This window comes from Cellulosimicrobium sp. I38E (genome assembly GCF_001647255.1).
GTDB lineage: Bacteria > Actinomycetota > Actinomycetes > Actinomycetales > Cellulomonadaceae > Cellulosimicrobium > Cellulosimicrobium cellulans_E.
Genome location: NZ_LUAZ01000008.1, coordinates 76,477 through 95,293 on the forward strand (window position 1 = coordinate 76,477; position 18,817 = coordinate 95,293).

18 protein-coding genes and 1 riboswitch are annotated in these 18,817 nt (G+C 74.5%); of the genes, 8 read left to right on the plus strand and 10 right to left on the minus strand.

Annotated elements, in window-relative coordinates:
* Window positions 1-21: 21 nt before the first annotated feature.
* Window positions 22-1,080 (plus strand): EamA family transporter, encoded by a 1,059-nt coding sequence (locus tag A0J59_RS01895; RefSeq protein ID WP_082918658.1) that lies wholly within the window; start codon window positions 22-24, stop codon window positions 1,078-1,080.
* Between the two features lie 62 nt (window positions 1,081-1,142).
* A complete protein-coding gene (locus tag A0J59_RS01900; protein ID WP_064315041.1) occupies window positions 1,143-2,630 on the plus strand; it encodes an APC family permease in 1,488 nt (495 codons plus the stop codon).
* Between the two features lie 52 nt (window positions 2,631-2,682).
* Here A0J59_RS01900 and A0J59_RS01905 read toward each other — a convergent pair whose 3' ends face one another.
* From A0J59_RS01905 to A0J59_RS01915, 3 genes are all read right to left on the minus strand, one after another.
* A complete protein-coding gene (locus tag A0J59_RS01905; protein ID WP_064315042.1) occupies window positions 2,683-3,471 on the minus strand; it encodes an ABC transporter permease in 789 nt (262 codons plus the stop codon).
* A complete protein-coding gene (locus A0J59_RS01910; protein WP_064315043.1) occupies window positions 3,468-4,565 on the minus strand; it encodes an ATP-binding cassette domain-containing protein in 1,098 nt (365 codons plus the stop codon). The genes A0J59_RS01905 and A0J59_RS01910 overlap by 4 nt, the downstream gene beginning before the upstream one ends.
* Window positions 4,566-4,770: 205 nt before the next feature.
* Complete coding sequence (locus tag A0J59_RS01915; RefSeq protein ID WP_064315044.1) at window positions 4,771-5,436, minus strand: PadR family transcriptional regulator; 666 nt, start codon at window positions 5,434-5,436, stop codon at window positions 4,771-4,773.
* A gap of 106 nt (window positions 5,437-5,542) precedes the next feature.
* Here A0J59_RS01915 and A0J59_RS01920 point away from each other — a divergent pair, with 106 nt between their 5' ends.
* Both A0J59_RS01920 and A0J59_RS22205 read left to right on the plus strand, forming a co-directional pair.
* Window positions 5,543-5,983, plus strand: a complete 441-nt coding sequence (locus A0J59_RS01920; protein ID WP_064315045.1) for an NUDIX hydrolase — start codon at window positions 5,543-5,545, stop codon at window positions 5,981-5,983.
* Window positions 5,980-6,993 carry a DUF2599 domain-containing protein gene (locus A0J59_RS22205; protein WP_064315046.1) on the plus strand — a complete coding sequence of 338 codons (1,014 nt, stop codon included), beginning with the start codon at window positions 5,980-5,982 and terminating at the stop codon, window positions 6,991-6,993. The genes A0J59_RS01920 and A0J59_RS22205 overlap by 4 nt, the downstream gene beginning before the upstream one ends.
* Before the next feature lie 225 nt (window positions 6,994-7,218).
* Here the strand turns inward: A0J59_RS22205 and A0J59_RS01930 are convergent, their stop codons facing one another.
* Entirely contained in the window at window positions 7,219-9,351 is a 2,133-nt protein-coding gene (locus A0J59_RS01930; protein WP_064315047.1) for an acyl-CoA dehydrogenase, read from the minus strand.
* On the minus strand, window positions 9,348-10,202 hold the full coding sequence (locus tag A0J59_RS01935) for a TetR/AcrR family transcriptional regulator (RefSeq protein WP_255364883.1): 855 nt from the start codon (window positions 10,200-10,202) through the stop codon (window positions 9,348-9,350). The genes A0J59_RS01930 and A0J59_RS01935 overlap by 4 nt, the downstream gene beginning before the upstream one ends.
* Window positions 10,203-10,457: 255 nt before the next feature.
* Between A0J59_RS01935 and A0J59_RS01940 the strand changes: the two genes are divergently transcribed.
* Genes A0J59_RS01940 through A0J59_RS01950 form a run of 3 tightly spaced genes read left to right on the plus strand, consistent with a single transcriptional unit; the run spans window position 10,458 to window position 14,437 of the window.
* On the plus strand, window positions 10,458-11,876 hold the full coding sequence (locus A0J59_RS01940; RefSeq protein WP_082918659.1) for an acetyl-CoA C-acetyltransferase: 1,419 nt from the start codon (window positions 10,458-10,460) through the stop codon (window positions 11,874-11,876).
* Between the two features lie 27 nt (window positions 11,877-11,903).
* Window positions 11,904-13,340 carry a 3-oxoacyl-ACP reductase gene (locus A0J59_RS01945; RefSeq protein ID WP_064315050.1) on the plus strand — a complete coding sequence of 479 codons (1,437 nt, stop codon included), beginning with the start codon at window positions 11,904-11,906 and terminating at the stop codon, window positions 13,338-13,340.
* Complete coding sequence (locus tag A0J59_RS01950; protein WP_064315051.1) at window positions 13,337-14,437, plus strand: MaoC/PaaZ C-terminal domain-containing protein; 1,101 nt, start codon at window positions 13,337-13,339, stop codon at window positions 14,435-14,437. The genes A0J59_RS01945 and A0J59_RS01950 overlap by 4 nt, the downstream gene beginning before the upstream one ends.
* Here the strand turns inward: A0J59_RS01950 and A0J59_RS01955 are convergent.
* A complete protein-coding gene (locus A0J59_RS01955; protein ID WP_064315052.1) occupies window positions 14,421-14,651 on the minus strand; it encodes a hypothetical protein in 231 nt (76 codons plus the stop codon). The genes A0J59_RS01950 and A0J59_RS01955 overlap by 17 nt on opposite strands.
* A gap of 50 nt (window positions 14,652-14,701) precedes the next feature.
* The gene (locus tag A0J59_RS01960) at window positions 14,702-15,355 is read right to left on the minus strand and encodes a GNAT family N-acetyltransferase (RefSeq protein WP_064315069.1); all 654 of its coding nucleotides are present in this window, start codon (window positions 15,353-15,355) and stop codon (window positions 14,702-14,704) included.
* Between the two features lie 92 nt (window positions 15,356-15,447).
* Here A0J59_RS01960 and A0J59_RS01965 point away from each other — a divergent pair, with 92 nt between their 5' ends.
* Window positions 15,448-15,621, plus strand: a complete 174-nt coding sequence (locus tag A0J59_RS01965) for a CsbD family protein (protein ID WP_047233613.1) — start codon at window positions 15,448-15,450, stop codon at window positions 15,619-15,621.
* Window positions 15,622-15,704: 83 nt separating this feature from the next.
* Here A0J59_RS01965 and A0J59_RS01970 read toward each other — a convergent pair whose 3' ends face one another.
* The 3 genes from A0J59_RS01970 to A0J59_RS01980 form a co-directional block, all read right to left on the minus strand.
* Window positions 15,705-16,352 (minus strand): GNAT family N-acetyltransferase, encoded by a 648-nt coding sequence (locus A0J59_RS01970; protein ID WP_064315053.1) that lies wholly within the window; start codon window positions 16,350-16,352, stop codon window positions 15,705-15,707.
* Window positions 16,353-16,466: 114 nt separating this feature from the next.
* Window positions 16,467-17,903: an aminotransferase class V-fold PLP-dependent enzyme gene (locus tag A0J59_RS01975; protein ID WP_064315054.1), complete on the minus strand. Its 1,437-nt coding sequence runs from the start codon at window positions 17,901-17,903 to the stop codon at window positions 16,467-16,469.
* A 35-nt stretch (window positions 17,904-17,938) separates the two neighbouring features.
* Window positions 17,939-18,054, minus strand: a riboswitch (SAM riboswitch).
* 45 nt (window positions 18,055-18,099) lie between these two features.
* Window positions 18,100-18,555, minus strand: a complete 456-nt coding sequence (locus A0J59_RS01980; RefSeq protein ID WP_156532744.1) for a hypothetical protein — start codon at window positions 18,553-18,555, stop codon at window positions 18,100-18,102.
* Window positions 18,556-18,817 lie beyond the last annotated feature (262 nt).

An 18,817-nucleotide genomic window follows, 5' to 3' on the forward strand; every position in this document is an offset into this window, starting at 1 on the left:
GCAGGGCGCACCCTCGTACCCATGCCCCTGCGCTCGTCCCTCCTCGCCGTCCTCGTCGCCGTCGTCTGGGGCGTCAACTTCGTCGTCATCGACCTCGGCCTCGGCGACGTGCCGCCGACGCTCTTCGTCGCCCTGCGCTTCCTCGTCGTGCTCGTCCCGGCGATCTTCCTCGTCCCGCGGCCCCGCGCGCGCTGGCGGGACGTGCTGCTCGTCGGCGCGTTCATGAGCCTCGGCCAGTTCGGCCTCCTCTACACCGCGCTCGCGCTCGGCATGCCCGCCGGGCTCGCGTCCCTCGTGCTCCAGGCCCAGGTCGGGCTCACCGTGCTGTTCGCCGCCGCCGCGCTGCGCGAGGTCCCGACGCGCTCGCAGCTCGTCGGCGTGCTCGTCGGCGCCGCCGGGCTCGTCGTCGTCGGCGTGGGGCGCAGCGCGTCGACGCCGGCCCTCGCGTTCGTCGTGACGCTCGCCGCCGCGGCGTCGTGGGCGGTGGGCAACGTGATCGCCCGACGCGCCGGGCTCCGCCGCGACCAGGGCTCTCCCTCGGCGCACCACGGCTCTCCCTCGCGGCCCGGGCTCGACGGGCTGTCGATGACGGTGTGGTCGGCGCTCGTCGTGCCCGTCCCCATGCTCGGGCTGTCCCTCGCGCTGGACGGGCCGGCCGCCGTCGGGCACGCGCTCACGCACCTCACGCTCGCCCCCGTCCTGTCGACCCTGTACACCGCCTGGCTCGCGAGCCTCGTGGGCTACGGGATCTGGAACACGCTGCTCGCCCGGCACCCGGCGTCGGCGGTGGTGCCGTTCACGATGCTCGTGCCGCCCGTCGGGATGCTCGCCGCGTGGGTCGTGCTCGACGAGGTGCCGAACGCGGCAGAGCTCGTGGGCGGCGTCGTCCTGCTGCTGGGGGTCGCGACGACGACGGGCGTCCTGCGCCGACGACCGCGTGCCGCACGCCCGACACGCGCCGAACCCGGGGTCGTCGCGCCCCACATGGCCGAACCCGGCGACAACCCCGGGCTCGGCGAGGTTCCCGGCGACAGGGCCGGGTTCGGCAGCCCGGGGGCGACACGCGCTCGTTCGCGCTGACAGGAGACCGCGGCCGGGGGTTCCATGGAGGTTCGGGACGTCGAGACGCGAGGGAGCCTCTCATGAGCCAGACCGCGGGTCGCACGGAGGAACGGCAGCAGCCGGAGCTCAAGCGCGTCATGGGGCCCAAGCTCCTGCTCCTGTTCATCGTCGGGGACATCCTCGGCACGGGCGTGTACGCGCTCACGGGCCAGGTCGCGGGCGAGGTCGGCGGGGCGGCGTGGCTGCCGTTCCTGCTCGCGTTCGTGGTCGCGACGATCACCGCGTTCTCCTACCTCGAGCTCGTCACCAAGTACCCGAGCGCCGCCGGCGCGGCGCTCTACACGCACAAGGCGTTCGGCATCCACCTGCTGACGTTCGTGGTCGCGTTCATGGTCATGAGCTCGGGCATCACGTCGGCGTCGACGGCGTCCAACGCGTTCGCGGGGTTCGTCTCCGACGGGTTCGGGCTCGAGCTCCCGACGGGCGGCGACGGCAGGCTCCTCATCGCCCTCGGCTTCATGGCCCTCGTCGCGCTCGTCAACTTCCGCGGCGTCGGCGAGAGCGTCCGGGCGAACGTCGTGCTGTCGCTCGTCGAGCTGTCCGGCCTGCTGCTCGTGATCTTCGTCGGGCTGTGGGCGACGACGCAGGGCCGTGCCGACTTCTCCCGGGTCGTCGTGTTCGAGAGCGCGGACGACAAGAGCGTGTTCCTCGCCGTGACGGCGGCGACGACGCTCGCGTTCTTCGCCATGGTCGGGTTCGAGGACTCGGTGAACATGGCCGAGGAGTGCAAGAACCCCGTGCGCGACTTCCCGCGCATGATGCTCACCGGGCTGTCGATCACGGGCGCGATCTACGTGCTCGTCGCGATCACGGCCGTCGCGCTCGTACCCGTCGGCGACCTCGTGGACGACTCGAAGGGATCGGCGCTCACGCAGGTCGTGGCGACGGGGGCGCCGAACCTGCCGTTCGACACGATCTTCCCGTTCATCGGCATGTTCGCCGTCGCGAACTCGGCGCTCATCAACATGCTCATGGCGTCCCGTCTGCTCTACGGCATGTCCAACCAGGGCGTGCTGCCGCGCGCGTTCGGCCAGGTGCACCCGTTCCGGCGGACGCCGTGGGTGTCGATCCTCGTGACGACGGCCATCGCGTTCGCGCTCATCGTGTACGTCGTGCGGCAGTCGGGGACCGAGTCGGGCACCAACGCGATCGCGCTGCTCGGCGGCACGACGTCGCTGCTCCTGCTCGTCGTCTTCACGATCGTCAACGTCGCGCTCCTCGTGCTGCGCCGCGACCACGTGGACCACCAGCACTTCCGCACGCGCACGTGGCTCGCCGTCCTCGGGGCGCTCACGTGCGCGTACCTCGCCGGACCGTGGGCGCGCAGCGCCGAGCAGCAGGAGCAGTACGTCATCGCGGGCGCGCTCGTCGGCCTGGGGGTCCTGCTCTCGTTCGTCACGTGGCTGTACAACCGCTCGGTGCGGCACCGCCAGATCGCCTTCTCCGACGTCTCCCGCCTCGAGGACGAGGTCGAGGACGACTCCGACAGCGACGCCCGGTCCCGCTGAGCGACGACGTCCGCCCGCGGCCGTGGGCCTCGGGCGGACGTCGCGCGCGGCGTCAGGCCGAGCGCTGGCGGGTGCGGAAGGCCTGCGTCGCGAGCCAGCCCATGACGACCGCCGCGAGCGCCAGCAGCCCGAGCCGTCCCCACACGACGCCCCAGTCGGGGGACGCGGCGAGCGCCTCGCGCCCGGCGACGACGGCCCAGTCGAACGGGTTGTACCGCGCGACGTCGGCGACCCAGTCGGCGGACAGGCTCGTGTCCATCACGGCCGAGGACAGGAACATGAGCGGCAGCGTGATGAGCTGCGAGATGCCGATGAGCGCCTCCTGCTGGCCGGTGAGCAGGGCCATGGCGTTGCTCAGCGCCGAGAACAGGGCCGTGAGCAGCACGACCGCGAGCAGCAGGGCCAGGACGCCGAGCGTCGTCTCGCCGGGCGTGCTGCCGAACCGCGCCCCGCAGAGCCACGCGACCGCGAGCACGACGAGCGCCTGCCCCACCGCGATGACGGCCTGGTAGATCATCGTCGACGCCATGAGCGCGCCGCGCGACGCCGGCGACGTGAGGAAGCGGTCCATGACGCCCCGGTCCATGTCCTGCACGTACGACGTCCCGGCCCAGGCGGCGCCGAACATCGCCGTCATCATGACGACACCCGGCGTGATGAACTCGAGGTACGTCCCGCCCGTGGAGAACCCGGGGATCTCCACGACCGACCGGAAGAGCTGGCCGAACAGCAGCAGCCAGATCATGGGCTGCACGAGGTTCATGACCATGAACACGGGGATGCGCGCGCCCTGGCGCAGCGCCCGGGCGGTGAGCAGCCCGGTGTGCACGACGGTCGTCATGCCGCCACCCCCTCGACGGTCGCGCCGGCATCTGCGCCCGAGCCGCCCCCGACCGTAGCGTCCGCGGAGGACTGCGCGGCCGCGAACGTGCGGCCCGTGTGCCGCAGGTACACGTCGTCGAGGCTGGGGCGGGCGAGCGTCGCGGACGCGACGGGGAGGCCCGCGGCGTCGAGCGCGGTGAGGACGGCGGGCAGCGCGACGGCGCCCGAGTCGGCGCGGGCCCGCAGGGTCCTGCCCTCGACGTGCACGTCGCGGACTCCCGCGCACGCGCCGACCGCGGCGGTGACGCGGGCTGCGAGGGCGGCACCGCCGTCGGGCAGCCCGGACGCCGCGACGGTCGGGGCCGCGAGCTCGACGACGATCCCGTCGCCGCGCAGCTCGTCCTTCAGCGCGTCGGGTGTCCCCGCGACCGCGACGCGGCCGTGGTCGACGATCGCGAGGTTCGCGGCGAGGCGGTCGGCCTCCTCCAGGTAGTGCGTGGTGAGGAGGATCGTCATGCTCTCGCGCGCCGTCATGCGCTCGATCTCGGCCCACATCTCGGCGCGCGCCTCGGGGTCGAGCCCGGTCGTCGGCTCGTCGAGGAACAGGACCCGCGGGCGGTGCACGATCCCCATCGCGACGTCGAGCTTGCGCGCCATGCCGCCGCTGTACGTCTTCACGAGGCGGTCGGCCGCGTCCGTGAGGGAGAACCGCTCGAGGAGCTCGGTCGCCCGGGCGCGGGAGTCGCGCGCGCCGAGGCCCTGGAGCCGGCCCGCGAGGACGAGGTTCTCGCGACCGGTGTCCATCGGGTCGGTCACGGGCTTCTGCGCGACGTACCCGATCGCGCGCCGCACGCGCTCGGGGTGGCGTGCGACGTCGATCCCCGCGACGGTCGCCGTGCCGGACTCGGCGCGGCTGAGCGTCGTGAGGATCTTGGCGGTCGTCGACTTGCCCGCCCCGTTGGGGCCGAGCAGCGCGAACACGGTGCCCGCGGGCACGGCGAACGACAGGCCGTCGAGCGCGTGCACGGGCGGCCGGCCGCGGCCGCCCGGGTAGGTCTTGCGCAGGTCGACGGCGTCGATCGCCGTCTCCTGCGCACGGGTGCTGGAAGGCACGATGAGGCTCCTTGTGTCGGGAGCCGTCTCGCCGGGGGTGGCCCCTCCCGCGCGGCTAGCATGGGAGGGCCCTGGGTGACTGTTGACGCAGCAGTTCTGTCGGTTCCGGCGGGACGACTCGGGCTCGGTGGCCCGGATGTTGGCGCATCCGGGCCACCACTCTTTCTCCGTCCGGCGCGTGCTCGGTCGAGCGGCGCCGGTGGTCTCAGGGGGTGGGGTCGGCGGGCAGGTGGCGGCGCACGACCTCCTCGATCTCCTCGGGCGACGCGCCCGCGGCGCGCAGGCGTGCCATCTCGGCCCAGCCGTCCTGGCCGCCGACCTCGCCCGCCTCCAGGCGTGCGGCGAACCGGTCGATCCAGGCGCGCTCCGCGCGCAGCATGGCCAGCCGATAGTCGGCCTCGACGAGGAAGATCTCCGGCAGACCGGCCGCGGCAGCGCCGGTGAGCCCGGCGTCGCGCGTGCGGATCTCGGCGTCGAGCGACGCGAGGCGCGCGCACAGGAGCGCCGCGACCTCCTCGGGCGAGAGCATGGCGATGAGCGACAGCCCCGCCTCGACGTCCGGGTACTCCTTGGACGGCACGGCGAGCAGCTCGCGCAGCCACGCGGCAGCCTCGACCTTGCCGGCCTCCGTGATCTCGTAGACGACGCGCTCGGGGCGGTTGCCCTCGCGCTCCGAGTGCGACGGCGTGATGAAGCCGTGCTTCTCGAGCGACTTGATGACGGAGTACAGCGAGCCGAAGTTGAGCCGGATGCTGTCGTCCTTGCCCCGCTCGCGCAGGGTCGTCGTGATCTCGTACGGGTACATGGGTCGCTCGGCCAGGCTCGCGAGCACGGCGAGCGCGAGCGGGTTGGACACAGGACGACGGGACATCGCTCACCTCCGAATACTTTGTTCAGAGTATTCGATGGCGATTGCTTGTGCAAGGAGTGCTGGGGCCAACCCCAGGGCGACGACGGCCGTCGCGCATGATGGGTCCATGCAGATCCGCGTCGCCGCCTACGCCGTGATCGTCCGTGAGGACGGGAGGATGCTCCTCCCCCACTGGAGCGAGGGGGACCACGGCGGCTGGACACTCCCCGGCGGCGGCATCGACCCCGGCGAGCACCCCGAGGCGGCGGCCGTGCGCGAGGTGGCTGAGGAGACCGGCTACGACGTCGAGCTCGACGGCCTGCTCGGCGTGGACAGCATCGTCGTCGCCGCGGCCGACCGCCTGCGGGTGGAGGACCGCGACCGCGCGCTGCACGCCATCCGGATCGTCTACAGCGCCCACGTGGTGGGCGGCGAGCTGCGCGTCGAGGAGGACGAGTCGACCGACGACGTCGGCTGGTTCACGCCCGACGAGGTCGACGCGCTCCCGCGCGTGGGGCTCGTCGACCTCGGCCGCCGCTGGGCCGGCCTGCTCCCCGTGTCGTCGTGACCCGGCCCGTCGGGACCGGTCCGCGACGACGTCCGCGGACGACGGCACTGAGCGCGCTCGCCGTCGGTCTCCTGGTACCGCTCGCCCTCGCTGGGTGCACGCCCGACGGCGGAGCCTCCACGGCCGACCCCGACGCGGTCACGACCACGCGCACGGACGACGCGTCCGAGGATCCCGGTGACGCCGGTACCGCGGGATCACGTGGCGACAGCACCGCGGAGCCCGACGCCGTGAGCCTGCCCGCGGGACCGGTGACCGTCGAGATCGCGGCGCCTCCGCTCGCGTCGACCGCCTCGGGCGAGAGTGCTCCGGCCGTGGCCGTCGCGGCAGGCGACGAGGGAGCGTCGGACGTCGCGCTCGTGCTCGCCGACGCCCCGGCCCTGGTCTCCGTCGAGGACGGCTCGCTCGTGCGCCACGTCGACGGCTCCCTGACCGTCCTGGACGACGGCGGCACGCCCGTCGGCGGGTTCGGCGCACCGCGCGTCGTCGGTCCGCACGGGGCACGGCCCGGTGACGGCACGGCCCTGGGCGACGCGGCAGGCGACGAGGGCGCCAGCACGGAGGAGCCCTCGCCCGGAACTCCGGGCGTGCGGGTCGTGCTCGTCGACGCGCGCCACGCGGAGGTGACGCTCCTGCCCGCGGCCGGGACGTCGTCGGGCACCTCGTCGGTCGGGACGGAGACGGAGGGCGCCGGCCCCACCGCGGCGTGGGACGTCGTCGCCCCGCTCGGCACGCAGGCGCTGCGGGGCACCGACTGGGGCGAGCGCGAGGGCGGGCGGTCGCTCGCCGTCGACCCGACCGCGTGGGCGCGCGCCGCAGGGCAGGCGGGCCAGGAGCTCGTGTGGGCGCAGCTCGTCGCCGCCGAGCCGGAGGTCGACACCCCGACGATGCACGACCAGCTCGTGTGCCACGCCGTCGGCGCCCCGGACAAGGCGACGTGGAACCTCGAGCCCTGGCGGCCCGACGTCGGGCTGCTCGCCACGATGTCGGCACGCTGCAACCCGACCTGACCGGCAGCGCCCGTGCCGCGCCGAGCACGACGTCGCGCGCGGTCGAGCACGAGGTTGCTGTCGTCATGGCCCTCAGAACGACAGCAAGGTCGTGTTCGGCGGGATCGGGGCCGGACGGCAACGGCCCGGGCGGCACGACGGCTGGTGGACGTCGTGCCGCCCGGGCCTGACCTCGGCGGCGGTACCGCTCCGCTGCTGTGCCGAGGACGTTCGGGGTCGGGCCGGTCAGCGGGCCTGCGGGCCGCCCTTCGCGGCCTTGCGCAGCGACTTCTCGCTCCGCGGCTCGTCGCCGCTCGCGCGCAGGCGCCGGTAGTAGTCGCGCGCCTCGTCCTGGCGCTCCTTCTCGATGCCGGTCGCGATCGTCGCGCGCAGGTGCTCGGGGCCGTAGCCCCACGCGTCGACGAGGTCCTGCGCGTGGGGGCGCAGCCGGTCGATGAGGCGGTCCAGGTAGCTCGTGACCGTCCGGGCGCGCTGCGCCGAGAGGCGGCCGTTGAGCAGGTACCACGCGAGGTGGCGCTCGACGAGGCTCAGGCCGAACAGGTCGCGGACCGTCGTGAGGACCTCGCGCGTGCCCGCGTCCTCGATCGTCTCGAGCGCCTGCGTGAAGGCCTCCCAGCGCAGCAGCTCCGCGTGGGCGCGGGCGGCCTCGACGAGCTCGACCTGGTGGGCGTTGAACAGGTTCGTCGCCGTCTCGGGGTCGGCCTTCTGCGCGGGGCGCAGGGCCTGCGCGACGTCGGCGACCATCGTCTCGACCCGGTCGGTGAGCAGCGCGCGCTGCGTCTCGGGGTCGCGCAGGTGGCCGGCGGCGCGGCGCGGGTCCCCGACGTCGGCGAGCGCTTGCGCCGCGCGCTTGAGCGGCGTGCGGTGCAGGGCCATGTCGCCCGCGCGCTCGACGACGACGCGCGCCATCTGGCCCGGGGTGATGCCCTTGAACTGCTTGCCGTAGTCGGCGAGCAGGCGCTTGGCGACGAGCTGGAGCAGGACCGTGTTGTCGCCCTCGAACGTCGCGTAGACGTCGAGGTCCGCGCGCAGGCTCGTGATGCGGTTGGCCGTGAGGAACCCCGCGCCGCCGCACGCCTCGCGCGTCTCCTGGAGCACGTCGAGCGCGAACCGCGTGCTGGTGGCCTTGAGCGCGGCGGCCGTCGTCTCGAGGTCCTCGCGCTGCTCCGGGGTGTCCTCCTCGCCCGAGAACACGGAGTGGAACAGGTCGAGCAGGCGGTCGTGCGCGAAGTGCGCGGCGTACGTCTCGGCGATCGGCACGATCAGGCGCCTCTTGTGCGTGCCGTAGTCGAGGAGCACGACCTCCTCGGTCGCGCTCGCGCCCGTGAACTGACGGCGCTCGTTCGCGTACCGCACGGCGATGGCGAGGCCGAGCTTCGACGCGGTGACCGCGGCGCCGTCGAGCGACACGCGCCCCTGGACGAGCGAGCCGAGCATCGTGAAGAACCGGCGTCCCGGGCTCTCGATCGGGCTCGAGTACGTGCCGTCCGCATCGACCGAGCCGTAGCGGGCGAGCAGGTCCGCGCGCGGGACCCGCACGTGGTCGAAGTGCAGGCGGCCGTTGTCGATGCCGTTGAGCCCGCCCTTCTGCCCGTCGTCCTCACCGCCCACGCCGGGCAGGAACGGCAGGCGCCCGAGCTCGTCGCGCTCGCCCGCGGTGTCGCGGATCGGCACGTAGAACGCGTGCACGCCGTGGTTGACGTTCTGCGTGATCAGCTGCGCGAACACGACCGCGGCCACGCCGTGCACGCCCGCGTTCCCGAGGTAGTCCTTCCAGGCCCCGCGGAACGGGGTGTGGATGACGAACTCCTCGGTCTCCGGGTCGTAGGTCGCCGTGGTCGCGATGCTCGCGACGTCGGACCCGTGGCCGATCTCCGTCATCGCGAACGCGCCGGGCACGGAGAGGTCCATCGCGCCCGGGAGGAGGCGGTCCTGCTGCTCGGGGGTGCCGAGGTGCAGGATCGCCGCACCGAACAGGCCCCACTGGACGCCCGCCTTGATCTGGAGCGACGGGTCGGCCGCGACCAGCTCCTCGAAGCCGGCGAGGTTGCCGCCCGCGTCGTCGGCGCCGCCGAGGCGCTCGGGATACCCGCGCCAGACCTGCCCCTTGCCGACGAGCAGGCGCATCTGCTCCAGCACGCGCTCGCGGTGCTCGCGCAGGGTCAGGCCCTCGATGCGCTGGAACGCCTCCTCGCCCGCGGTGGCGCGCGCCGTCGCGCGCAGGTCGGCCCACCGGCCGAGCAGGAGCTTCTCGAGGGAGGCGACGTCGACGCGGGCGTCGCCCTGCGGCGTCGTGCTCGCGTCACCCGTGGTCGACGCGCGCTGGACGAGGGCGGGACGGTCGGACGTGGCGGTCATGGGATCTCCTTGAGGTCTGAGGCGGTCGCCGGGTGCTCAGGGCGGTCGGTGACGGGGCGGTGGACGCCGTCGCGACGGGTCGCGGGCGCCGTGGGCCGTTCGTCGTGGGAGCGGGGGGTACCCGGGTTGTGGGAGAGGACGCCGACGGGCCCGGCCCAGAGCCAGGCGGCGACGCGCTCGGTGAGCTGCTCACGGTCGGGGACGTCGGGCCGGTCGCGATGGCCGAGCCACCACTCGCCGGCGCCGCGCACGAACCCGACGGCACCCGCGGCCCACGCCGCGGCGTCGGCGGGCGAGACGTCGGTGACGCGCGCGAACGGCTCGGCGACGAGCTCGATCACCGAGTCGAGGAACGCCGCGAGGGGCGCGCGGCTCGCGCCGGCGGCCCCGTTGGTGATGCCGCTCGCGGCGAGTTGCGCGGCGGGCTCCTCCGTCCCCGCGACGGCGCTCGTCCGGGTGACGAAGTAGTAGACGTTGGGCGAGCTCTCGATCATCTCGAGGTAGACGCCGACCATCGCGCGCAGCGCGCGCTTGGGCGTCTCGGCCGACTCGGCCGCCTGGGTCAGCGCGTCGTGCATCTGCCCCACGACGGCGGAGCCGAGCGCGACCTGGAGGCCGGTCTTGTCGTCGAAGTAGCGGTAGATGATCGACTTCGACGTCCCCGACGCCGCCGCGATCTCGTCCATGGAGACCCCGGGACCTCCGCGGTGCACGGCCTTGCTCGCCGCCCGGATGAGCTCCGCGCGGCGTGCCGCCCGGTGCTCGTCCCAGCGGGTCGACCGGCCGTCCACCGCCGCGCCCGGCTGCACCCGTCCTCGGGTGGCCGCTCGCGCGTCGGCACCTGTGTTCACGTCGCCCTCCGTTGCGCCCGACCTCGATGTCGTCGGTGCCTGGTCCTCCGGCACCGTGTCGGGGCAGGGCACGGCCCTGTGACCCGACTCACGAAACCGAGAGTATCAGGTACTCTTGGTATTGGACACCAGCCGGCCCTCTCCCTCGCCTCCGCGCGGCATCGACTGCGACATCGCCGTCGAACTCGCGCAGGGGCTCCCTCCCCGGGCCGGGACCGACGCAGCGCAGCGAGCACGGACAGGAAGTGAGGCACAGTGGCCAACCGCACCAGCCCCCGCCAGACCCCCGAGCAGTCCTCCGAGAGGGCCCCCGAGCAGGCTCCGACAACCAGCACCCCCGGCGCCCCCCGCGACGCGTGGGTCGTGGGCGGGAACCGCATCCCGTTCGCCCGCGCGGGCAAGAAGTACTCCTCGGCGAGCAACCAGGAGATGTTCACGGCTGCGCTCGAGGGCCTCGTCGCGCGCTTCGGCCTCCAGGGAGAGCGGCTCGGCGAGGTCGTCGGTGGCGCGGTGCTCAAGCACTCGCGCGACTTCAACCTCGTCCGCGAGTCGGTGCTCGGCTCGTCCCTCTCCCCCGAGACCCCCGCATACGACCTCCAGCAGGCGTGCGCGACCGGGCTCGAGGCGACGATCACCGTCGCGAACAAGATCCGCCTCGGCCAGGTCGAGTCGGGCGTCGCCGGCGGCTCCGACACCGTGTCCGACGCGCCGATCGCCGTGAGCGAGGGCCTGCGCCGGGCGCTGCTCGAGGCGAGCCACGCCAAGACGTTCGGCCAGCGCGTCAAGGCGTTCACCAAGGTGCGCCCCTCCGACCTCGCCCCCCTGACCCCCGCGACCGACGAGCCGCGCACCGGCCTGTCCATGGGTGAGCACCAGGCGATCACGACGGCGCGCTGGGGCATCTCCCGCGAGGCGCAGGACGAGCTCGCGCTCGCGAGCCACGAGCACCTCGCGGCCGCGTGGGACGCCGGCTTCTTCGACGACCTCGTCACCCCGTTCCGCGGGCTCGTGCGCGACGACAACCTCCGTACGGACTCGTCGCTCGAGAAGCTCGCCGCGCTCAAGCCGGTGTACGGCAAGCGCCTCGCGGGCAGCGCCGACGGCGCCGAGCCGACCATGACGGCGGGCAACTCGACCCCGCTCACCGACGGCGCCTCGACTGTCCTCCTCGCCTCGGCCGAGTGGGCGCGCGAGCGTGACCTCCCGCTGCTCGCGCGCGTCGTCGACGCCGAGACCGCGGCCGTCGACTTCGTGCACGGTCACGAGGGCCTGCTCATGGCGCCGGCCCACGCCGTCCCGCGCCTGCTCGCGCGCAACGGCCTCGCGCTCGCCGACTTCGACCTCTACGAGATCCACGAGGCGTTCGCCTCCACGGTCCTCACGACGCTCAAGGCCTGGGAGGACGACGAGTACTGCCGCACCGAGCTCGGTCTCGACGGCGCGCTCGGGTCGATCGACCGCTCGCGCCTCAACGTCAACGGGTCCTCGCTCGCCGCGGGCCACCCGTTCGCCGCGACCGGCGGCCGCATCGTCGCGACGGCGGCCAAGCTCCTCGCCGCGAAGACCGCCGAGACCGGCGCCCCGGCGCGGGCGCTCATCTCCGTGTGCGCCGCGGGAGGCCTCGGCGTCGCCGCGATCCTCGAGTCCGTCCCCGCGACCGACGCCCCCGCCTGACGGCCCGACGACCCGAGAGGAACCACCGTGACCGACTCCTACGTCCAGGCCGTCAACTCCGGCTTCACGAAGACGCTCGCCAAGAAGCTCGGCCTCCCGCGCCCCGCGGTCCTGCGCCGCTTCCGTGCGGGCGACCCCCTCACCGTCGGGCCCGTGCTCGTGCTCGGCGGCACGCCGGGGGTGCGCGACGACGCCGACCGCGTCGCCGAGGCCCTGCTCGCCTGGGACCTCGACGTCCGCCAGACCCCGGACGACACGACCCGCTGGGGCGCGGTCGTCGTCGTGCTCAGCGGGATCGAGCGTCCGGAGGACGCGTCCGCGCCCGTCATGGCGCTCTCCGCGACGCTCCGGCGGCTCGCGCCGAACGGCCGCGTCGTGACGATCTCGCGCGCCCCCGCCGAGAGCGACTCCCCCGAGCTCGCCGCCGCCCGCGAGGGTGTCGACGGGTTCCTGCGCTCCGTCGCCAAGGAGCTCCGCTACGGCGCGACCGGCAACGGCATCCAGGTGACCGACGACGCCCCGGTCGACAGCCCGAGCGTCCTCGCGACCCTCCGCTTCTTCCTGTCCGCCAGGTCCGCGTTCGTCGACGGCCAGCTCCTCCAGGTCGACGCCGGCGCACCGACCGACCAGGGCTCACCCTCGGCAGACCAGGGTTCCACCTCGGCCGGTGAGACGGCCGCCGGAGCCGACCCGAGCATCCACGCCGGCGTGTCCGACCAGCCGCTCGCCGGCAAGGTCGCAGTCGTCACGGGCGCGGCGCGCGGGATCGGGGCGCAGGTCGCGCGGACGCTCGCGCGCGACGGCGCGAAGGTCGTCGTGGTGGACGTGCCCGCGGCGGGCGAGGCGCTCGCGAAGGTCGCGAACGAGATCAAGGGCACGGCGCTCCAGCTCGACGTGACCGCCGACGACGCGGGCGCGCGCATCCTCGAGCACGCCCGCGCGCGGCACGGCGGGCTCGACATCCTGGTGCACAACGCGGGAATCCTGCGCGACAAGCTGCTCGCCAACATGTCCGCGGACAAGTGGGACGCGGTGGTCGCGGTGAACCTCGCCGCGCAGCTCCGGATCACCGAGTACCTGCTCGGCGCGAACGGGTTCTCCTCCGCGCCGCGCATCGTGTCGCTCGCGTCGACGAGCGGCATCGCGGGCAACCGCGGCCAGGCGAACTACGCGTTCTCGAAGGCCGGCGTCATCGGGCACACGCGCGCGTTCGCGCGCCGGCTCGCGGCGCCGGGCGGTCCGGGCGGGACGGCGAACGCCGTCGCGCCGGGGTTCATCGAGACGGACATGACGGCGTCGATCCCGTTCGTCCAGCGCGAGGTCGCGCGCCGGGTCGCGTCGCTCCAGCAGGGCGGCCAGCCCGTGGACGTGGCCGAGGCGATCGCGTTCCTCGCGTCGCCCGCGGCCGCGGGCGTGAACGGGCAGGTGCTGCGCGTGTGCGGGCAGAACGTGGTGGGCCGGTGACGGCGCCCGACGGCACCGCGGCCGGCCCGGCGCGCGTCGCGCCCGCGCGCGTCGAGACCCTGCCCACGATCCCCGGGCTCGGCGGCCTGTACGTGCGCGGGCTCGCGGCGTCGGGCCGGATCGCGGCGGCGCACCGCCTCCCCGCGGGCGGCGGGCGTCGTGACCTGGAGCTGCCCGAGGTCACGTACCGCGTCGCGGGCGTGCCGACGGGCGACGCCGCCGCGCCCGGCCACATGGGCAGCGCCGCGCACCTCGCACGGTACGCGCGGCTCGTGGGCGAGGCCCCGTCGGAGGTCCTGCCCGCCGGGTACCTGCACGTGCTCGGCTTCCCCCTCGCGACGGCCGTCATGGTCCGGACCGACTTCCCGCTGCCGCTGCTCGGCATGGTGCACCTCGCGAACTCGGTGTCCGTGCTGCGTCCGGTGCGGCTCGGGGACACGCTCGAGGTGCGCGCCTGGGCAGAGCGGCTGCGTCCGCACCGGCGCGGGGTCCAGGTGGACCTGGTCACGGAGGTCGCCGTCGAGCGCACCGACGAGGAGCGCGCGTCCGGGAGCGGGCTGTCAGCGACGACGCTCGCCTACCGGGGCGTCTCGACGTACCTCGCGAAGGGCGTCACGCTCCCGGGCGGCCCGGTGGACGAGGACGCCACCGCGGCGTCGGGCACCGAGGCGTTCGTCCCCCCGCTCCCGACGGCGCGCTGGTCGCTCGGCGCGGGGTCCGGTCGCGCGTACGCGGCCGTCTCCGGCGACCGGAACCCCATCCACACGTCGGGGCTCGGCGCCAAGGCGTTCGGGTTCCCGCGCGCCATCGCGCACGGGATGTACACCGCCGCGCGGGCGCTCGCCGAGGCGGGGCCACGCCGTGGCGACACGTACGACTGGACCGTCACGTTCGCAAAGCCGGTCCTGCTGCCGAGCACGGTCGACGTGGCGCTGCGCCCCGCGGGCGACGTTCCTGCCGCGGTGCGGGACGCCGTCGGACAGGTCGCCCCGGCCGAGCCCGACGGCGCGGGCGACCCGACGACGGGCGTCGTCTACCAGGCGTGGGACGGCAAGGGCCGGTTGCACCTCGCGGGTCGGGTCACGCCTCGCTCCTGACGAGTCGCGTCGCCGCCCGGGCCGATCGGCGCGCCTGCCGGACGGCCCGGGCGTGGTCACGCACGTCGCGCCCCAGCGCGGCGCACACCGACGTGACGTCGACGGCGGCCGCGAACAGCGACCCGAGAACGGGTGCGGCCCAGTACGGGCTCGCGACGGGGAGCAGCATCGTGATCCACGCGACGGCACCGAGGTCGGGCGGTTCGTGGTGCATGGCGTGCGGCCCCTTCGTCGACGCCCTCGACGCTCGGGGCGTGTCGCACGCTAGCGGCGCACGGGCCTCCCCGAACCGTTGTCCACAGTCTCCGTCGGCGCGGAGCCCACGAGCGCGTCGAGGCGCGCGAGCAGGCCGTCGCGGACGGTCGCCCACTCGTCGAGCAGGATCGAGAAGTAGGCGGTGTCCTGGCGCGACCCGTCGGGTGCGACGCGGTGGCTGCGCAGCACGCCCTCGGGCACGGCACCCAGGCGCCGGATCGCGCCGATGGAGCGGCTGTTGCGGGCGTCCGCCCGCAACGCGACGCGCGCGACGCCGAGGTCCTCGAACGCGTGCCGCAGCAGCAGGTACTTGCACGCCGGGTTCGTCACGCCGCCCCACCACTCGCGCGCGTAGAACGTCGAGCCCAGCTCGACCCTGCCCTGCGACGGCACCCACTCGTAGAGCGACGTCGAGCCGCGGACGACCTCCGCGCCGTCGGACGCGTCACCGGACCCCGCGCCGACGACGGCGAACGCGAGCCGACCGGGGGCGGCGACGGCGTCGCGGACGTAGCCGCTCATCGCGTCGGTCCCAGCGGGCACGCGGCTCGACATGCCGGCCCAGATGCCGTCGTCGACGAGCGCGCCGAGCGCGGGGGCGTGGCTCTCGTCGAGCGGGACGAGGCGGACGCCGAAGCCTTCGAGAGTGGTGTCGTGCTGCACCCGCACATCCCACCACACGCCGGGTGCCCGACCGCGTGCGAGTGACCCGGCACGTGCCTACGGTCGAGCACGTACCGACGAGAGGAGCACTCATGGGACTCGGAGACAAGGCCAAGCACGCCGCCGAGGAGGCGGGTGGCAAGCTCAAGGAAGGCGCGGGCAAGCTCACGGACAACGAGCGGCTCGAGGCCGAGGGCAAGAAGGACCAGGCCAAGGCCGACGTGAAGCAGGCGGGCGACGACGTCAAGGACGCGTTCGACCGCTAGTCACCGCCCCTGATCTGCTCGCGAGGGCTCCGCTGCGGCGGGGCCCTCGCGGCGTTCTCGGGGTCTGCTCGCGGACCGCCCGATCACGACGCCGCGAGCGGCAGGTCCACCCGCGGCAGCGGTTGCGCCAGCACGGGCACGACGCGCGGGGCGTTGATCCGCTCCAGCAGTCCGACCTCGACGGTGGGCCACTCGGGCGCGAGGATCGAGAACATCACGGAGTCGGCGCGCGTCCCGTCGGGGGCGGTGCGGTGGCCGCGCATGACGCCCTCCTCGTACGCCCCGAGCCGGCGCATGGCCCCGAGCGAGCGCGTGTTGCGCGTGTCGACGCGGAACCCGACGCGGTGCACGTCCCACGTCTCGAAGGCGTGCCGCAGCAGCAGCCACTTGGTCACGGGGTTGACGAGGCTCCCCCACGTGGAGCGGGCGTAGAACGTCCGGCCGACCTCGACCCGGCGGTCGACGAGCGACAGGTCGCGGAACGCCGTGCTGCCGAGGACGTCACCGGGGGCGCCGTCGAGTCCGGCGGCGCGCACGACGAAGCCCGTCAGGTCGGGCGCGGCGCGTGTCGCGGCCACCAGCTCGGCCATCCCCGCGACCCCGAAGGGCATGGGGATGCTCATGCCTGACCACATCGCCTCGTCGACGAGGCCGGCCAGTGTCTCAGCGTGCTCCAGGGCCAGCGGTTCCAGGCGGAAACCGTGCCCCGAGAGGACGACGTCGTGCAGCACAGCGCATATCAGAGCACACGCGGACGACGCCGCCAAGAGGGTTCGTCGACGTCGTGGACAACGCTCGTCGACGGCTCGGTGAACGGCGGTCCCGGCGGTCCCGCCGGCGCCGGGTCAGACGGCGGGGCCGCACCCCGCGGCGTCGGCGAGGAAGCCCGCCGCGGCGGTCGCGAAGAGGCCTTCGAGACCCGAGCCCACGGGCACCGGGCGCGGGTCGTCGGCCACGGCCCAGCAGCCGTCGACGACCTCGTAGCGCGTCGCGGGGCCCTGCTCCACGTACGACCGCACGGCCTCGACGAGCCGGACGACGTCCGCCCCCGTCGTCCCGACGCCCACCGAGGCGCGGATCGCGCCCGCGTCGTAGCCGAGGCGCGCGAGCAGCGGGTGCGCGCAGAACCGGCCGTCGCGCACCCCGATGCCGTGCTCGGCCGAGAGGTAGGCGGCGACGAGGCCCGGGTCGTGGCCCTCGACGGCGAACGTCACGACGCCGACCGGGTCGACGGCGTCGTCCCACACGCGCACGACCCGGACGCCCGGGACGGCCTCCAGGCCCGCGACGAGGGCCGCGCGGAGCGCCGCCTCGTGCGCGTGCAGGTCGGCCGGGTCGAGCGCGGCGAGCGCGTCGCACGCCGCCGCGAGCGCCGCGGCACCCACGACGTTGGGCGACCCGGCCTCGTGGCGCGCGGGCGCCGTCTGCCACTGCGTCCCCGTGACGGCGACCTGGCGCACCGCGCCGCCGCCGGCGAGGTACGGCGTGCCCGCGTCGAGCCAGTCGCGACGACCCACGAGCGCACCCGCGCCGAACGGCGCGTACGTCTTGTGCCCGGAGAACGCGACGTAGTCGACGTCCGAGTCGGCGAGCGAGAAGCCGCGGTGCGGGACGAGCTGGGCGCCGTCGAGGACGACGCGCGCCCCGGCGTCGTGCGCGATCCGCACGACGTCCGCGACGGGCAGCGACTCGCCCGTGACGTTCGACGCGCCGGTCACGGCGACCAGGGCGTACGGGAAGCGCGCGAGCTCGGTGCGCAGGCCGGACAGCGTCTCCGCGACGGACGCGCCGCCGGCGAGGACCGTCGCACCGCCCGCGCGCTGCCACGGCAGCAGGTTCGCGTGGTGCTCGACGTCGAGGACGAGCACGCGCCCGGGAGTCCCGTCCGCGTTCGCCGGGACGCAGCCCGCGAGCAGGTTGAGCGAGTCGGTGGTGTTGCGCGTGACGACCGTGACGTCGTCCTCGCGGGCGCCGACGAACGCGCCGATCGTGCGTCGCGACGCCTCGTAGAGCGCGGTGGAGACCTGCGACAGGTACCCCGCGCCGCGGTGCACGCTCGCGTAGAGCGGCAGCACCTCGGTCACGCGGTCCGCGACGGAGCGCAGGGCCGGGGCCGAGGCCGCGACGTCGAGGTTCGCGTAGGGGACGCTACGGCCGTCGACGAGCGGGACGAGCGTGTCCGCGCCGACGACGGGCAGCAGGGCGGGCGCGTCGGCGACCGCCGCGAGGTCGGGGGCCTCCGAGACCTCGGTCGGACACGAGACGTCGGCGAGAGCAGTCATGGCACAGTCCTCCGAGGGCGGTCCGGGGACGGTGATCCCCGCGCTTGCCGCGCGCCGGTCGGCGTACGGCCTGGTCGTCACCCGGGGCACCCCGCCGCGAGAGGAGGGTTGCCGGCCAGCAAACCGGGGTTTCACGCTGGCACTCATGACCTGCGTCCCAGGATGTGCGCGCGGGACGCGCCGTGTCAACCGGTGGTCAGGGCGTCTCGGATGGCGGGACACAGTCCACGGGCACCTCGAGGCGCCACCCCGACTCGTCGACCTCGAACGCGTCGAGCACCTCGCCGGTGCGGGCGTCGAGCACGACGACGGAGTCGGCAGGCCACTCCGCGGGCTCTCCGAGCATGCCGTTCGGGACGCCCTGGAGCCTCGTACCGTTCACGAACGCCTCGAGCGGCTGCGCCGACCGCGTGCTCACCAGGACCACCTCGGGGTGGGCGACGGCGAACGCGTCGCAGGCGGCGCCGTCGCCGTCGCCGCTCCACCACCCCTCGTAGCCGCCGACGGTGAGCTCCGCGAGGTCTATCGGCTCGCCCACGGTCGCCACGTCGGCGGGTGCCGACCGGGGCGAGAGCGGCGCCGGGGAGCCGACGTCCGGCTCGACCAGGACGATGCGCGCACTCCCGGCCGGGTCGAGGGCGTCGTCCTCCACGGGACGGACGCTCGCCACGCGCGGCGGCGGCTCCTCATCGCCGGTCGCTACCCACAGCCAGGCGCCCGCGGCGACGACGCCCGCCACCACGACCGCACCCAGCACCCGTCGCCGGCTGGTCCACATTCGGTTCCCCTGCCCGTCGCCCTGCCCGCCGGGACCCCCGCCCGGCCGCGCGGCCACGCTAGCGCGACCGTCCGACGTCGGGCACCCCGCCCACGGGCCGCTCGGCGAGACGGGCGTTCCGCGCGTCGGACGGGTG

What these genes read in the sequence shown, in the direction of transcription:
- A0J59_RS01920 (WP_064315045.1), top strand. Translation starts at nt 5,543, where the DNA reads ATGCAGATCCGCGTCGCCGCCTACGCCGTGATCGTCCGTGAGGACGGG.
- A0J59_RS01905 (WP_064315042.1), bottom strand. Translation starts at nt 3,471, where the DNA reads ATGACGACCGTCGTGCACACCGGGCTGCTCACCGCCCGGGCGCTGCGC.
- A0J59_RS01915 (WP_064315044.1), bottom strand. Translation starts at nt 5,436, where the DNA reads ATGTCCCGTCGTCCTGTGTCCAACCCGCTCGCGCTCGCCGTGCTCGCG.
- A0J59_RS01975 (WP_064315054.1), bottom strand. Translation starts at nt 17,903, where the DNA reads ATGACTGCTCTCGCCGACGTCTCGTGTCCGACCGAGGTCTCGGAGGCC.
- A0J59_RS01955 (WP_064315052.1), bottom strand. Translation starts at nt 14,651, where the DNA reads ATGCACCACGAACCGCCCGACCTCGGTGCCGTCGCGTGGATCACGATG.
- A0J59_RS01930 (WP_064315047.1), bottom strand. Translation starts at nt 9,351, where the DNA reads ATGACCGCCACGTCCGACCGTCCCGCCCTCGTCCAGCGCGCGTCGACC.
- A0J59_RS01900 (WP_064315041.1), top strand. Translation starts at nt 1,143, where the DNA reads ATGAGCCAGACCGCGGGTCGCACGGAGGAACGGCAGCAGCCGGAGCTC.
- A0J59_RS01965 (WP_047233613.1), top strand. Translation starts at nt 15,448, where the DNA reads ATGGGACTCGGAGACAAGGCCAAGCACGCCGCCGAGGAGGCGGGTGGC.
- A0J59_RS01895 (WP_082918658.1), top strand. Translation starts at nt 22, where the DNA reads ATGCCCCTGCGCTCGTCCCTCCTCGCCGTCCTCGTCGCCGTCGTCTGG.